The sequence below is a fragment of the Pseudomonas sp. NPDC079367 genome (assembly GCF_044542195.1).
In the GTDB taxonomy this organism is placed as follows: Bacteria; Pseudomonadota; Gammaproteobacteria; order Pseudomonadales; family Pseudomonadaceae; genus Aquipseudomonas.
This window is the reverse complement of record NZ_JBITTW010000001.1, coordinates 766,616-779,870: the sequence shown is the minus strand read 5'-3', so window position 1 is coordinate 779,870 and position 13,255 is coordinate 766,616. Positions and strand designations below refer to the sequence as shown.

The window sequence follows — 13,255 nt, the reverse complement described above, 5'->3', positions numbered from 1 at the left end:
TAAGATGCGCGCCGCCCGCGAGACGGATCCCGGGCGTTCCCCCATGGAGTTTTACTGTGAAATACCTCAGCAAAGTAGTCGCTGCCGCACTGTTCGGTGTGGTCCTGGCAGGTTGCACCGGCGCCCCGATGAAAACCGCACATTACGACAGCAACCAGTACACCGTGGTTGGCCATAGCGAAGCCTCGGCTACCGGCCTGCTGTTGTTTGGCGTTATCCCGATCCGCCAGAACAGCCGCTTCGTGCGCGCACAAGACGCGGCCATCAAAGCCAAGGGCGGCGATGCGATGATCAACACGCAAGTTCAGGAAAACTGGTTCTGGGCCTGGGTGCTGACCGGCTATACCACCACAATCTCCGGCGATGTGGTCAAGCTGAAAACCGCGCAGTAAGCGCCGTTTGAATGCAAAAAAGCCCGGCTGATCAGGCCGGGCTTTTTCATGGGTGTTGCGGTAACGCGAATTGATTCAAGCCACGCGGCGTTCGATCAGACGATCCGAGCCACCTTCAGCCACACGGCGTTCGATCAGACGATCCGAACCACCTTCAGCCACACGGCGTTCGATCAGACGATCCGAGCCGCCTTCAGCCACGCGGCGTTCGATCAGACGATCCGAGCCGCCCTCAGCCACACGGCGTTCGATCAGACGATCCGAGCCGCCTTCAGCCACGCGGCGTTCGATCAGACGATCCGAGCCGCCTTCAGCCACGCGGCGTTCGATCAGACGATCCGAACCACCTTCCGCCACGCGGCGTTCGATCAGACGATCCGAACCACCTTCAGCCACGCGGCGTTCGATCAGCTTGTCCGAGCCGCCTTCTGCGACCAGGGTATGAACAGGGGCTGCTGCAAAAGCGTTAGCTGCGAGAACCGAGAAAGCGATGCCGAAGAGGGTTTGGCGTTTCATGATCGTGTGCTCCAGAAGGTTGTTTGTTTGTCTGGAGCCGATGTTACGCCGCGCAGCTTTTATGAGAACTTCATTGAGGTGATGATGAACATCGACGCCGATGATGTCTGCCAGCACCCCCTGTTCAGAGCGGTTTGGCCCGGATGCACAACTCGCCGCTGGCACGAATGAGTGCCAGATCATGTAGCGCATCGGCGGCCAGTCCGCTGCGGACATTGGCCAGCCAGGACGGGCAATTCGGGTCTCGCCGATAGGGCGCGAATTCGGCGTATTGCTGTAACAGATGCTTTTGCAGCTCATCCAGGCGCGGGCGGATCTGCCTGCCGAGGTCCGGACGCGGTGTCTCCGGTGCCGCACCTGCCGCTTGCCATTGTGCGAGCAGACCGTATTGCACCAGTTTGTTCGCCTCCATTTGCGCGGCGATCAGCTGTTCGACGTCATGCGGGTCGAGTTTGTTTTCGGCGGCCAGGGTTCGGGCATTGGCGATGACCTGCGCCTCACGCGGGCTGTCCTGGATCGGCTTGCCGCTGTCCCATTTGGTCAGCGCAACCGCATCACCAATGTTCAGACGTTCATTCAAAGTGGCCAATAGCTGTTTCAATGAAGAAGGCGCCGCAGTGGTTGCGCCTGCCTGGGCGCTGGCGGCGAGCAAGACGAGGAGTGAGCCAAACAGAAAATTTGCAACGTTACGCATGGACCGAGCCTCAATAGTACGTGTCGAGAGAAACGCTGATTTACCACAGCCGCACGTTGATACAAAGCCAAGCGTGCCACTTACACAAATGCAAAACTGAGGATCAGCACCAACTGGAAATGTTGATTGCACGCTGCACGCAACTCACCGAAGCTATCGTCAACCAGGCCTCCCGCCGTCGAGATGGACCTCCATTCAATGCAAAGCGCCACCTTCGCCAAACCCCTCTGGCAAACCTATCTACTGTTTCTCGCGCCGATGGTGGTGTCCAATTTCCTGCAGTCGATGTCCGGCACGGTCAACAGCATCTACATCGGCCAGATGCTCGGCACTCAGGCGCTGGCGGCAGTGTCCGGCATGTTTCCCGTCGTGTTTTTTTTCATCGCCCTGGTCATCGGCCTCGGTGCCGGCGCGGGCGTGTTGATCGGGCAGGCGTGGGGGGCACGCGAAACGCACAGAGTGAAAGCGATTGCCGGGGCGACGTTGCTGCTGGGGGTGTTGATCGGTCTGGTCGCGGCGGTGCTGGGCACCGTGTTTGCACGACAGGCACTGACGGGGCTGGGCACGCCGATCGATGTGCTTGACGATGCGGTGGATTATGCCCACGTCATGTTATGGATCCTGCCGTCGCTGCTGGTATTCGTGCTGTTCACCCAGTTGCTGCGCGGGGTCAGCGATACGCTGTCGCCCTTGCTCGCGCTGATCGTCTCTACCGCCGTAGGGCTGGCGCTGACGCCGGCGTTGATTCGCGGCTGGCTCGGTTTGCCGTCACTTGGCATTCAGAGCGCGGCTTATGCCGGGCTGGCCGGTAATCTGGCAGCGATGGCATGGTTGGCGTGGCGGCTGATCCGCAAGAGCCATCCACTTGCGCCCGATCGAGAATTCTTCGCTGCGTTGCGACTGGACCGGGTGATCCTCGGCAAGGTGTTGCGCATCGGCCTGCCGACCGGGGTGCAGATGATCGTACTGTCATTGTCGGAGCTGGTGATTCTGGCGCTGGTCAACCAGCACGGCTCGCAAGCGACGGCGGCGTATGGCGCGGTGACCCAGATCGTCAATTATGTGCAGTTTCCGGCACTGTCGATTGCGATCACCGCATCGATTCTCGGCGCACAGGCGATCGGCGCCGGACATCTGCAACGCATGGGTCCGATTCTGCGCACAGGGTTGCTGATCAACGTGTGTCTGACCGGTGGCCTGATTGTGCTGGGTTATCTGCTGTCGCACTGGTTGCTGGGCCTGTTCCTGACCGAAGACTCGACCCGGGCGATGGCCGAGCATCTGCTGCACATCATGCTCTGGAGCCTGCTGGTGTTCGGCTTCCAGGCCATTATCGGGGGGATCATGCGCGCCAGCGGCACGGTGTTGGTGCCGGTGGTCATTTCGATTATCTGCGTGGTCGGCGTGCAATTGCCGGCGGCGTATTGGCTAAACGGACAGTTCGGTTTGCAGGGCGTTTGGATGGCGTTCCCGGTCGCTTACCTGGGAATGCTGGCCCTGCAGACTCTGTATTACAAACTGGTCTGGAAACATCAGAAAATCGAGCGGTTGATATAGGCCCTGGCATAACGGCAGGTTGTTTGCTTAAGTCACCCAAGGCCCTTGACGGCGCGCGCCACCCGGAGAACTCCATGTCGATGCGATTGCTGCTGGTTGCCGCGTTTCATCTGTTCGCCACGACCGTCGCTCAAGCCGCTGAATACACTCGCGTGAACACCAGCGCCAGCCAGATCAGCTTCACCTACAACCAGATGGGCTCGCGAATGTATGGGACGTTCGGCAAGTTCGAGGCGACGCTGGACTTCGATACCGACAACCTTGCCAACGCCCGCACCACGTTGCATATCGATCTAAGCAGCATCGATGCCGGCAGTGAAGACGCCAATTCCGAGCTGGTGAAGCCGGCCTGGTTCGACACCGAGACATTCCCCCTCGCGGTATTCGAGTCCAGCCGCTTCACTCAGGTGGCCGAACACCGTTACCAGATCGCCGGTCATCTCACGCTCAAGGGCATCACTCGCGAGGTCGAGGTTGCGGTGCAGTTGAAACCGGACGACGCCGTCGGCATTTTCGACGGCGAACTGGTGCTCAACCGCGACGAGTTCGGCCTCGGGGCAGGGGAGTGGGCGGACAGCGTGGTGTCGCGAGACATCAACATCAAATTTCGGGTGGTCGCGCCGCAACAGTGACAGTTCAGTTGATCCTTGCAAGGTATGATGTCGCGGTTCGTCGACGGCTCTGATCATCGGCAACGTTTTTTATCGCCGGAGTTCGCCCATGCCACGCATCACCCATTACACCTCCCCATGTCCTGAAAGCGTCAACAGCCAGATCCTGCAAATGGTCGTCGACTACCTGACTGACATCAGCGCGGTAGGCCTCGGTCCGAGCAATCTGCTGTACAACGTCTATCAGTACGCAGTCGGTTACGAGGTGCATCTGTATCTTGAGGCGTTGAACGGCCAGAAGGGTACCGAAGTGGAATTGCTGGTAGCCACTGACGATGAAAATCCGGAGCAGGTGATCGGTTTTCTCATTTATCTGCCGGTGCAGGGCGATTGGGAGGCGTGCAGCGTCGCCTACATGGCGGTGCGCGAAGGCCATCGGCGTCAGGGTGTGGCGAGGGCGCTGCTCGCGGACATGGTCGGGCGCTATCCGCATGCGGAACTGGCCTGCAGCATCGGCAAGGTGCCGTACTTCGAGGCGCTGGGTTTTGAGGTGATCGGCCAGCGCGAGACTCAGGTGCTGATGAGCACGCGGCATTACCGCAGCAACGGCTTGCGCGGGTTTATCGACACGACGCCTATCTATCGCTCGCTGGAAGTGCAGCAGATTCACACCTATCTGCTGCAGAAGAATGGCAAGCGCGCGATGCTCGATGCAGAAAAACAACGCGACCGGCATCTTGACCAGACCAGTCGCCACGTAGAGGAATTTGTCCGTCAGCGCCTTACCCTGCATTGACCCCGTCTATACAAAGCCCTTGCTGTGCACTGCACAGCAAGGGCTTTTTTGTGCCTGCAATCTCAACCGAGCTTGACGTTCATGGTGATGCGCGCGGTGAAGACTTTCTTGCCCTCGGTATCGTGAATGTCGACATTGACGACCTTGTCGCCATCGCTTTGCCAATCCACACCTTCTGCGCTGGCCACGGCGGTGACGTCGGTTTTTGCCTTGGCCAGATATTCCACGGTCATGCCCTTTGGAATCCAGCGTGCGCCGGCGGGGATCGAGACGTCGGTCATCATTCCGCCGGCCAGTTCCGCCGCGTTGCACATGGCGATGGCATGCACTGTGCCGAGGTGATTGGTGATTTCCTTGCGAAACGGCACTTGCACGGTGGCGGCGTTCGGACGCAATTCGCTGATCAATGGATTTATGCTGCTGAAATACGGGGCGAACTGGCAGGCCATCTTGCTGAAAGCGTCCGGACCGACGCTGTTGAACATGCTCAGAGATTGACTCATGGGAAGCCTCAATGGAGTTTGCAGAATGATGTTCCGTTACAGAATTATGTTCTGTAACGGAACGGTATTCTGTTAGCGGCAAATCTGTCAACCTAGGCGCAATTTATCCACGGGCAAACTTCGCCTTGTTCAAACCCTTTTCGGACCCGAATCAGCATGGACACCACCGATCTACTGGAACGCAGCTACCCCGGCCGCCGCGCCGAGCTCAAGCGCGATATCTTTCGCAAGTCCTTGAACCTGTTCAACGAGCAGGGAATTGAGGCGACCACCATCGAAATGATTCGCGCCGAATGCGACACCAGCGTCGGCGCGATCTACCACCATTTCGGCAACAAGGAAGGATTGGTCGCGGCGCTTTTTTTCACCGCACTGGAGGATCAGGCGCGTTTGCGTGATGCGTATCTGGACGCCGCCGGTACCACCGAAGAAGGCGTGCAGGCGCTGGTCTTCAGTTATGTCGACTGGGTCGAGCAACAGCCGCAGTGGGCGCGTTTCCAGTATCACGCCAGGTTCGCCGTGACCAAAGGCCCGTTCAAGGAAGAGCTGGCCGAACGCAACAAGACGCGCAATCTGCGTTTGCGCCAGTGGCTGGCCGAATCAGGGCGCGCCGCCGAGCTCAAGGATTTGCCTGCTGAACTGCTGCCATCGCTGATCATCGGTCAGGCCGACAGCTATTGCCGCGCCTGGCTGGCAGGGCGGGTGAAAGGCAGCCCGACCGGCTATCGCGAAGTCCTCGCGCAAGCGGCGTGGTGTTCGATTCGCGCTGAGGCGTGAGTTACTCGAAATCTGTCGGGCATCCGCTGGTGCGCTGGAAAACCAGGGCCTTCAGGCCACTCTCCTGATCGACATCGGGAAACTCCGGCGGATTGTCCAGCCGATGATCGAAGCGCAGGCTTGGCGCTTCCTGTGTCACACCATCAATCAGAAAGTCCGAACCGAACGAGGGGTCGTTCATGCACGCCAGTACCGTGCCTTGCGCGGTCAGCAGTTCCGGCAAGCGGCGCAACACGCGTTGATAGTCCTTGGTCAGCAAAAAGCTGCCTTTCTGAAAAGATGGCGGGTCGATGATCACTAGATCGTACGGGCCGCTGCTGATCACCTTGCCCCAGGACTTGAAGAGGTCGTGGCCGAGGAAGCTGACCTTGCTCAGGTCGTGGCCGTTCAGACGATGGTTGTCGCGACCACGGCTCAAGGCCGCGCGGGACATGTCGAGATTGACCACGTGGCTGGCGCCGCCCTCGATCGCCGCTATGGAAAAGCCGCAGGTGTAGGCGAACAGGTTCAATACCCGTTTGCCCGCCGCTTGTTCGCGCACCCACTTGCGCCCGTAACGCATGTCGAGAAACAGCCCGGTGTTTTGCTTGCGACCCAGGTCGATGCGGTACTGCAAGCCACCCTCGATGATGGTCATTTCCTCGATTTCCTCGCCGATCAGCCATTCTGCCGTGCTCTGCGCCAGGTAACGGTGCTGAATCAGCAAAGTGTGCGCACCCGACTGTTGCCATTCGATCGAGGCGGCGAGTTGTAGCAGTGAATCCTTCAGACCTTGCAGTTGCTCAGGCGCCGGCTCCTTGAACAGCGACACCAGCACCACGCCCTGCAACCAGTCCACGGTCAGTTGTTCCAGCCCTTGCCAGCAGCGTCCGCGGCCGTGGAACAAGCGGCGGGTTTCGTTGGGTGCCGCTGCCAGCGCAGGCAGCAAATGGGCGTGGAGGGTGGCGAGGGCTTCAGGGGTCATGGATCAGAATCGGCCGGGCAAAGGGCGCGCATTTTAACCACAAATGAGCATTCTGGATGGGGACTGTGGCCCGAAAAACAATGCCTTGGCGAAATCTGCTGTATCAAAAGTGAATTTCTGCAAGGCGCGCTGCTCATACCTGATAAGCAGCGGTTTCAAACCGCTATTCGAAAATGTAATTCGGGGGAGTGCTGTTCATGTGCCCTACACCTACGTCGAGCGCGCACCTTCCTGGCGGGTTGATTCTGGTTGTCGAGGACGATCCGTTGATTCTGGAGTTTCTTTGCGAAATTCTCCAGGAGGAAGGGTTCAAGGTCGAACCGCAAACCAGCGCTGACGCCGCATCGCAATACCTGGAGCAACACGCGGCAGACGTTGCGCTGTTGCTGACCGACATCACCATGCCCGGCATGCTCAACGGCGCCGACCTGGCCAATCTGGTCGGCGACCGCTGGCCGGAAAAACCGGTGATGGTCATGTCCGGCTATGAGACGCCTGAGACCTCCGGGGTCAAGCATTCGGTGGCGTTCATCAAAAAGCCGTGGGCGATCGGTCAGTTGCTCGACTGTGTGGAAAGTGCGTTCAAATCCAAGGCCCCGCAGCTGCACTGACAAGTGCTACATTGCCGGGCCAGGCTGCCCGGCCATCTGTCAGAGGATTTGCTCTCTTGTCTGCACAAGCATCGGTTTTTGATCGCGCGTTCGGCGCTTTTCTGTTCGACATGGACGGCACCGTCCTCAATTCCATCGCCGCCGCCGAGCGCATCTGGTCCGCGTGGGCGGTGCGCCATGGCGTTGATGTCGAGACGTTTTTGCCGACCATCCACGGCGCGCGGGCGATTGACACGATCACCCGGCTGAATCTGCCGGGCGTGGATGCCGAGCAACAAGCGGCGTTCATCACCGCTGCGGAAATCGAAGACGTTGAAGGCATTGTCGAGATCCCCGCTGCGGCAGCGTTTCTCAACGCACTGCCGAAAAATCGTTGGGCGATGGTGACGTCGGCGCCGCGCGATCTGGCGCTGCGGCGGATGGCGGCGGCGGGGATTCCCGAGCCTGCGGTGATGATCACGGCTGAAGATGTAAAGGCTGGCAAGCCTGATCCGTCGGGTTATCTGCTAGCGGCGCGAAAGCTCGGTGTCGAGCCAGCAGACTGCCTGATTTTTGAAGATGCGGCTGTCGGCATTCAGGCTGCCGAAGCGGCGGGCGCAGCGCTGATGATCATCACCACAACGCATCAGCATCCGATCCAAACGGCTCACGCTACGCTGGCCAGTTACGATGCGATCAGCGTTGACGTCGACAACGATGGTTGGCTTCGCTTGAGAGAAATCTGATCTGCGGCAAAGATCGCTGATCGCTGTCACCGGTCGGCAGCTTATTCACTGACGCAACATCGCGACTACGCTGATCCATGCCTTGAAATCGTCGCCAGCGTCGAGCCTCTTAAAGGCATCGACCACCCGGCGATCCCTTGCCAACCGACGAGGTAAACGCATGAAGATCGATCTGAGTGGAAAACTGGCCATCGTCAGCGGCAGTACTGACGCGGATGTCGCGGAAGTGGCGCATCTGGTCACTTACATCGCTTCGCCGCTGTCCTCGGCCACCACGGGCGCAGCCTTGCGCGTTGATGGCGGTGTGGTCGACAGCCTGACTATCTGAATTTTCCGAAAGAGAGGTTTTATGCCTACAGCATCCGCAACTATCGACATCCCGGCCTCGGCCGATCAGGTCTGGCAATTGATCGGCGGCTTCAACACCCTGCCGGACTGGTTGCCATTGATCAGCAGCAGCGAGCTGAGCGAAGGCGGGCGGGTACGCAATCTGCAAACCGCTGACGGCGGTGTGGTAGTCGAACGTCTGCAGACCTTCGATAACGCGGCCAGAACCTATAGCTATTCGATTGAACAGGCACCGTTCCCGGCCAGTGATTACCTGGCGACGATCAAGGTTGAAGGCCAAGGGCAGGGCGCAAGGGTGACGTGGTCGGGACGCTTCAACGCGGTTGGTGTGAGCGATGAGGAAGTGGTGGCGTTTTTCAACGGACTCTACCAGGGCGGCCTTGATGCCCTGCGGGCCAACTACCCAACCTGAAACCTTACACGGCCCCTATGGGAGCGGGCTTGCTCGCGCTCCCACATTTGGTCGTATTTCAATGCTCAGGCCTGGCTGATCAGACTCGGCCGACAATCCAGCAGCAGTTTCGCTCCGCCCAGATCACTGCTGCCGACCTCAAGATTGAAGCCGTGCAGGCTGACAATTGCCGCAACGATCGACAGCCCCAAGCCAAAACCACTTTGCGGCTGGCCGCCCTCGGTGCGATAAAATCGCTGGAAAACTGCCTCTCGTTCAGCCTCGGGTATCCCCGGCCCTGAATCATGAACCTCGATCCGCGTGTGCCCACCTGCATTGACCCCGCGCAACATCACCGTGCCGCCGGGCGGGGTGAATTTGATCGAGTTGCTCAGCAGATTCGCCAGCGCTTCGAACAACAAAGCGCGGTCGCCATTGAGCGGCGGCAGCGTTTGCGGCATGTTCAGCTGGAAACGCAGATCGCCTTCCTCGGCCAGCGGCAGATAGAACTCGTGCAACTCCTCCAGCAACTGCGCCGGGTCGAGTTCGACGAAACCTGAGCGGCGCTGGCGATCTTCCAGTTCGGAAATCCGCAGCAAACCGCGAAAGCGCGCCATCAGCGTGTCCGCCTCAGCCAGTACCAGATCCAGTTGCGCCGCTTCTTGTGAACCTTCGCCCGCCTGTTGCTGCATCCGATACAACTGCGCGCGCAGGCGAGTCAGCGGTGTGCGCAAATCGTGGGCGATGTTGTCGCAGACCCCTTTGACCTCGTTCATCAAGCGCTCGATGCGCTCGAGCATGGCGTTGACGATGGCGGCGAGCATGTCCAGTTCATCGCGGCGATTGGACAGCGGCAAGCGGTGCGTCAGGTCACCGGCAACGATGGCCTGGGCGCTGTTCTGGATCGCGCGAATGCGCTGCAACGGTCGACGCCGCAGCAGATGCCAACCGGCGACCCCGGGAATAATCGTCAACGACACGCCCCAGAACAACGCGTGCAAAATGATCCGCGTCACCGCGAACAGCGAGCCGTTGTCACGCAGCAGCACCAGCCAGCGACCGTCGCGCGTCTGGGTGGCCACAGCATCGCAGCTGTCGTTCGGCAGGGTCGGGTCATCGGAATCGGCGCACTCGGCGAGCATATGGATCTTGCCATCCAGCGGCAGCCCTTCGGGGATTTGCTGGAGTGCACCGCCCAGGTAAACGCCGTCCGCGCTGAACAGACCATAGGCGTCGATACCACGGATATCGAAGGTCATGCTGGCGGCGAGCGCGTCTTCGAGTTGCTCGCCGCGAAAGTGCGAAAACAGATGCTGACGTTGCATCAACGAATGTTTGGCGAGCTTGTCGAGGTAGCCTGATACCTCGTAGTACATGACCCCCATGAGGATCGCGCTCCACGCCACAAACAGCGAGCTGTACAGCGCCAGCAAGCGGCTGCTGGAGGAGCGCCAGCCGTCAGACGGGTTCGGCAATGACATAGCCCGAGCCCCGTACGGTGCGGATCAGCGGAACGTTGCCGGCTGCGTCGATCTTCTTGCGCAGACGACCGATGTGCACGTCGATCAGGTTGGTGCCCGGGTCGAAGTGATAACCCCAGACCTCTTCGAAAATCATCATTCGCGAAAGAATCTGGCCGCTGTTGCGCATCAGGAACTCGAGCAGTTTGTATTCGGTCGGCAGCAGCGTCAGCACCTGCCCGGCGCGTCGGGCTTCGTGGCTGATCAGGTCCAGTTCGAGGTCGGCAACTTTTAGTGTGGTGGCCTGGGTGGCGACGCTGTTCTGTCGGCGCAGCAACACTTCGACCCGCGCGGCCATTTCATCGGTTGCGAACGGTTTGGTCAGGTAGTCATCGCCGCCAGCGCGCAAGCCGCGCACGCGCTCGTCGACATCGGAGAGGGCGCTGATCATCAGAATCGGCGTCGCCACGCCCATGGTGCGCAAGGTGGTGACGATGGCCAGGCCATCGAGTTCGGGCAACATGCGGTCGAGGGTGATCAGGTCGTAGTTGCCGCTGACGGCACGGTCCAGGCCCTCGCGGCCATTGTCGACCCAGTCGACGTCCAGCCCGTGGCTGCTGAGTTCGGCAACGATTTCCCGCGCGGTTACGGCGTCGTCTTCGATGGTCAAGATACGAGTCATAGACAGGCCTGCTGATCGGTTCAAATGCAATGGCAGCATTTTGCCAAGAAATTACCGTGACGCTTTAAATTAACTTTCATCTTCGTCGCTGCGGTAAATCAGAACTGATCGGATTTGACCCTCCGTCATCAATGCAGAAAACCCGCAGCGGCTAGCCGTTTATTGCAAATTGCACGGAGTGGCGAAGTTCAAAGTTTATAACTTATTGAAAAGAAACGATTTATCCAGGCGTGGTAACTGGCACGGTCACTGCAATTCCTCTCATGACGAGTTGTAACACCATTTTTCATGCCTGGAGCAGTACAACAATGAATAGATCCCCTGATGGCTATTATCCTGCCGTGGAAGAGTCGAGCAGCGTGTCGGGCGTGTCCTGGGGCGCGATCTTCGCAGGTGCTGCGGCGGCGGCCGCACTGTCGATGATTTTGGTACTGCTCGGGTTCGGCCTGGGCTTTTCGGCCGTTTCACCGTGGGCCGGAGAGGGCGTCAGCGCCAAGGGCCTGGGCATTTCGACGATTGTCTGGCTGGCGGTGACCCAGATCATTGCTTCCGGCATGGGCGGCTACATTGCCGGCCGTCTGCGCGTGAAGTGGGCGAACATGCACGGCGATGAAGTGTATTTTCGCGACACCGCCCACGGCTTCCTCGCCTGGTGCGTTGCCACTTTGGTAACCGCTGTGTTGGTGGTGGGTTCGGTCAGCAGTGTCGTCAGCGGCGGTGTGCAGGCCGGTGCCAATGTTGTCGGCGGTGCCGCCGGGGCGATGAGCCAGGCCGCCGGTTCTGCCGCAGCCAATACTGACAGCGATCAGTACGGCTACTTCGTCGACAGCCTGTTCCGTGATGATCGTCCTGCTGCCGTCAGTGACGACGCCGCACGCGGCACCGTGACCCGAATCTTCGCCCAGAGCCTGGCCAACGGTCAGCTCAGCGCCGAAGACCGTACCTACCTCGCGCAACTGGTATCGCAACGCACCAATCTGAGCCAGGCCGATGCCGAACGCCGTGTCGACGAGATTTACGCCAACACGCAGAAAGCCATCGCTGACGCCAAGCTGAAAGCCCAGCAAGCTGCAGACACCGCCGCCAAGGTCGCGGCCTACACCTCGCTGTGGATGTTCGTTGCGCTACTGGCCGGTGCGTTCTTCGCCAGCCTCGCAGCCACCTTTGGCGGTCGTCGTCGCGATGCGGTCGAGTACGTCGAAGTCGACACCTATACCACTACCACTCCGGTCCGTTAAAAAAGGAGAGTCACCATGCGCTCACTACTGTTGTTCTTCCTCGGCGTACCGATCCCGATCATCATCCTGATCGCTCTGTTCGTACACTGATTCCCTCTGAGGCAGGATGCCTCTGCCGCTTTCATCTTCGGGTGAAAGCGGCTTTTTGCTTTCTGCGGGGGCAACAGCGAAAATCACCGCGCAAAGCGGGCGGTCCGCTTTATCTCTTTAAGGATGATTGAGTTGGACAAGAAGGAAACCAAACGTCAGGTCGGCGCAATGCTGGATGCCGGACATTCCCGGGCCGAAACGTTCAAGGCCCTGGCGGGTGGCAAAGTGAAGGATAGAGTCTTAGCGACCTGGATCGGCGCACACCCGGATCCAGTCCTCAGAAAAAGGCATTCGGTCAAAGTCAATGTGCTGGTCACGCTGATCAGCATGATGGGGCTGCTTGGAACGATTGCCGGCCTGCTTCAGATCAATGACGGCGGCATCGCTATGGCACTGTTCATGGTGTTGATTATTGGCGTGATTCCGTTTTTGTTTGCGTGGGGGTTCTACAAGGGAATAGCGCTGGTTTACACGATCTATATCACGTTCACGATCAGCCAGATTCCGCGGGAATTTGTAGGTTTCAGCGAAGAACCCGTGTCGACTGTGCTCGGTGCACTCTTCATTCTGGCCATGGTGTTTTACGCGGCATGGGTCAAATCGCTGTTGTTCCCTGACCTTGCATTGGTCGGCGCAAAGAAGATCAACGGCCAGTTCGTCTTCTCCGACTGATCGTTGCACGTCCCGCCATTTTCACTGGCCTGGGTCAATATTTTGCGCGGCTGTATCGCCTACCGTAATTGACCCAGGCCTTTGCTGAGGTATGAGCTACAGTGCTTCTCGCGCACCTTGTTGCGCTGACGAAGTATCCGCGTCGACGTTGAAAGCAGAGCCATGAAAACGTCGACGAGGCGTAGTGCAGCAAGGAGCTGTCACAACCTCAACTGAATCTTCACGGAC

General features: G+C 59.2%; 16 protein-coding genes and 1 pseudogene. 11 read left to right on the top strand and 6 right to left on the bottom strand.

Features of this window, described 5'->3' with window-relative positions; translation table 11 throughout:
* Positions 1-56 precede the first annotated feature (56 nt).
* Positions 57-392 carry a hypothetical protein gene (locus ACIGDJ_RS03370; RefSeq protein WP_101162605.1) on the top strand — a complete coding sequence of 112 codons (336 nt, stop codon included), beginning with the start codon at positions 57-59 and terminating at the stop codon, positions 390-392.
* Positions 393-467: 75 nt separating this feature from the next.
* On the opposite strand, the gene ACIGDJ_RS03365 is transcribed toward ACIGDJ_RS03370, so the two are convergent.
* A complete protein-coding gene (locus ACIGDJ_RS03365; RefSeq protein ID WP_101162604.1) occupies positions 468-908 on the bottom strand; it encodes a phage infection protein in 441 nt (146 codons plus the stop codon).
* A gap of 124 nt (positions 909-1,032) precedes the next feature.
* Entirely contained in the window at positions 1,033-1,602 is a 570-nt protein-coding gene (locus tag ACIGDJ_RS03360; RefSeq protein ID WP_101162603.1) for a chorismate mutase, read from the bottom strand.
* Between the two features lie 198 nt (positions 1,603-1,800).
* On the opposite strand from ACIGDJ_RS03360, the gene ACIGDJ_RS03355 reads away from it, so the two are divergent.
* From ACIGDJ_RS03355 to ACIGDJ_RS03345, 3 genes are all read left to right on the top strand, one after another.
* Positions 1,801-3,159 (top strand): MATE family efflux transporter, encoded by a 1,359-nt coding sequence (locus tag ACIGDJ_RS03355; protein ID WP_101162602.1) that lies wholly within the window; start codon positions 1,801-1,803, stop codon positions 3,157-3,159.
* Positions 3,160-3,233: 74 nt separating this feature from the next.
* Positions 3,234-3,791: a YceI family protein gene (locus ACIGDJ_RS03350; RefSeq protein ID WP_101162601.1), complete on the top strand. Its 558-nt coding sequence runs from the start codon at positions 3,234-3,236 to the stop codon at positions 3,789-3,791.
* An 88-nt stretch (positions 3,792-3,879) separates the two neighbouring features.
* Positions 3,880-4,566, top strand: coding sequence for a GNAT family N-acetyltransferase (locus ACIGDJ_RS03345; RefSeq protein WP_397478320.1), 687 nt, complete (start codon positions 3,880-3,882; stop codon positions 4,564-4,566).
* A gap of 62 nt (positions 4,567-4,628) precedes the next feature.
* Here the strand turns inward: ACIGDJ_RS03345 and ACIGDJ_RS03340 are convergent, their stop codons facing one another.
* A complete protein-coding gene (locus ACIGDJ_RS03340) occupies positions 4,629-5,069 on the bottom strand; it encodes a hotdog fold domain-containing protein (RefSeq protein WP_042609257.1) in 441 nt (146 codons plus the stop codon).
* Positions 5,070-5,225: 156 nt separating this feature from the next.
* On the opposite strand from ACIGDJ_RS03340, the gene ACIGDJ_RS03335 reads away from it, so the two are divergent.
* Positions 5,226-5,846, top strand: a complete 621-nt coding sequence (locus tag ACIGDJ_RS03335; protein WP_397478319.1) for a TetR/AcrR family transcriptional regulator — start codon at positions 5,226-5,228, stop codon at positions 5,844-5,846.
* A gap of 1 nt (position 5,847) precedes the next feature.
* Here the strand turns inward: ACIGDJ_RS03335 and ACIGDJ_RS03330 are convergent, their stop codons facing one another.
* Complete coding sequence (locus tag ACIGDJ_RS03330; protein WP_397478318.1) at positions 5,848-6,810, bottom strand: class I SAM-dependent methyltransferase; 963 nt, start codon at positions 6,808-6,810, stop codon at positions 5,848-5,850.
* Between the two features lie 197 nt (positions 6,811-7,007).
* Here ACIGDJ_RS03330 and ACIGDJ_RS03325 point away from each other — a divergent pair, with 197 nt between their 5' ends.
* The 4 genes and pseudogenes from ACIGDJ_RS03325 to ACIGDJ_RS03310 all read left to right on the top strand — a co-directional run bounded on the left by ACIGDJ_RS03325 (position 7,008) and on the right by ACIGDJ_RS03310 (position 8,906).
* Positions 7,008-7,421 (top strand): response regulator, encoded by a 414-nt coding sequence (locus tag ACIGDJ_RS03325; protein WP_312998451.1) that lies wholly within the window; start codon positions 7,008-7,010, stop codon positions 7,419-7,421.
* 56 nt (positions 7,422-7,477) lie between these two features.
* Positions 7,478-8,146 (top strand): HAD-IA family hydrolase, encoded by a 669-nt coding sequence (locus ACIGDJ_RS03320; RefSeq protein ID WP_397478317.1) that lies wholly within the window; start codon positions 7,478-7,480, stop codon positions 8,144-8,146.
* A 223-nt stretch (positions 8,147-8,369) separates the two neighbouring features.
* Positions 8,370-8,474: pseudogene (locus ACIGDJ_RS03315) on the top strand (oxidoreductase); the annotation flags it as partial.
* 21 nt (positions 8,475-8,495) lie between these two features.
* Positions 8,496-8,906: an SRPBCC family protein gene (locus tag ACIGDJ_RS03310; RefSeq protein ID WP_101162594.1), complete on the top strand. Its 411-nt coding sequence runs from the start codon at positions 8,496-8,498 to the stop codon at positions 8,904-8,906.
* Positions 8,907-8,971: 65 nt separating this feature from the next.
* Here ACIGDJ_RS03310 and ACIGDJ_RS03305 read toward each other — a convergent pair whose 3' ends face one another.
* Positions 8,972-10,366, bottom strand: a complete 1,395-nt coding sequence (locus tag ACIGDJ_RS03305) for a HAMP domain-containing sensor histidine kinase (RefSeq protein ID WP_312998458.1) — start codon at positions 10,364-10,366, stop codon at positions 8,972-8,974.
* Positions 10,344-11,027, bottom strand: a complete 684-nt coding sequence (locus tag ACIGDJ_RS03300) for a response regulator transcription factor (protein WP_039762250.1) — start codon at positions 11,025-11,027, stop codon at positions 10,344-10,346. Before ACIGDJ_RS03300 ends, ACIGDJ_RS03305 begins: the two co-directional genes overlap by 23 nt.
* 308 nt (positions 11,028-11,335) lie before the next feature.
* On the opposite strand from ACIGDJ_RS03300, the gene ACIGDJ_RS03295 reads away from it, so the two are divergent.
* Together ACIGDJ_RS03295 and ACIGDJ_RS03290 are read left to right on the top strand one after the other, a co-directional pair.
* Positions 11,336-12,265 (top strand): hypothetical protein, encoded by a 930-nt coding sequence (locus ACIGDJ_RS03295; protein ID WP_016775227.1) that lies wholly within the window; start codon positions 11,336-11,338, stop codon positions 12,263-12,265.
* A gap of 222 nt (positions 12,266-12,487) precedes the next feature.
* Positions 12,488-13,027, top strand: coding sequence for a hypothetical protein (locus ACIGDJ_RS03290; RefSeq protein WP_397478316.1), 540 nt, complete (start codon positions 12,488-12,490; stop codon positions 13,025-13,027).
* Positions 13,028-13,255 lie beyond the last annotated feature (228 nt).

Excerpts from the sequence above, each read along its gene's own strand:
- ACIGDJ_RS03360 (WP_101162603.1), bottom strand. The coding sequence starts at position 1,602 with ATGCGTAACGTTGCAAATTTTCTGTTTGGCTCACTCCTCGTCTTGCTC.
- ACIGDJ_RS03365 (WP_101162604.1), bottom strand. The coding sequence starts at position 908 with ATGAAACGCCAAACCCTCTTCGGCATCGCTTTCTCGGTTCTCGCAGCT.
- ACIGDJ_RS03310 (WP_101162594.1), top strand. The coding sequence starts at position 8,496 with ATGCCTACAGCATCCGCAACTATCGACATCCCGGCCTCGGCCGATCAG.
- ACIGDJ_RS03300 (WP_039762250.1), bottom strand. The coding sequence starts at position 11,027 with ATGACTCGTATCTTGACCATCGAAGACGACGCCGTAACCGCGCGGGAA.
- ACIGDJ_RS03345 (WP_397478320.1), top strand. The coding sequence starts at position 3,880 with ATGCCACGCATCACCCATTACACCTCCCCATGTCCTGAAAGCGTCAAC.
- ACIGDJ_RS03305 (WP_312998458.1), bottom strand. The coding sequence starts at position 10,366 with ATGTCATTGCCGAACCCGTCTGACGGCTGGCGCTCCTCCAGCAGCCGC.
- ACIGDJ_RS03335 (WP_397478319.1), top strand. The coding sequence starts at position 5,226 with ATGGACACCACCGATCTACTGGAACGCAGCTACCCCGGCCGCCGCGCC.
- ACIGDJ_RS03340 (WP_042609257.1), bottom strand. The coding sequence starts at position 5,069 with ATGAGTCAATCTCTGAGCATGTTCAACAGCGTCGGTCCGGACGCTTTC.
- ACIGDJ_RS03295 (WP_016775227.1), top strand. The coding sequence starts at position 11,336 with ATGAATAGATCCCCTGATGGCTATTATCCTGCCGTGGAAGAGTCGAGC.
- ACIGDJ_RS03350 (WP_101162601.1), top strand. The coding sequence starts at position 3,234 with ATGTCGATGCGATTGCTGCTGGTTGCCGCGTTTCATCTGTTCGCCACG.
- ACIGDJ_RS03325 (WP_312998451.1), top strand. The coding sequence starts at position 7,008 with ATGTGCCCTACACCTACGTCGAGCGCGCACCTTCCTGGCGGGTTGATT.
- ACIGDJ_RS03355 (WP_101162602.1), top strand. The coding sequence starts at position 1,801 with ATGCAAAGCGCCACCTTCGCCAAACCCCTCTGGCAAACCTATCTACTG.
- ACIGDJ_RS03330 (WP_397478318.1), bottom strand. The coding sequence starts at position 6,810 with ATGACCCCTGAAGCCCTCGCCACCCTCCACGCCCATTTGCTGCCTGCG.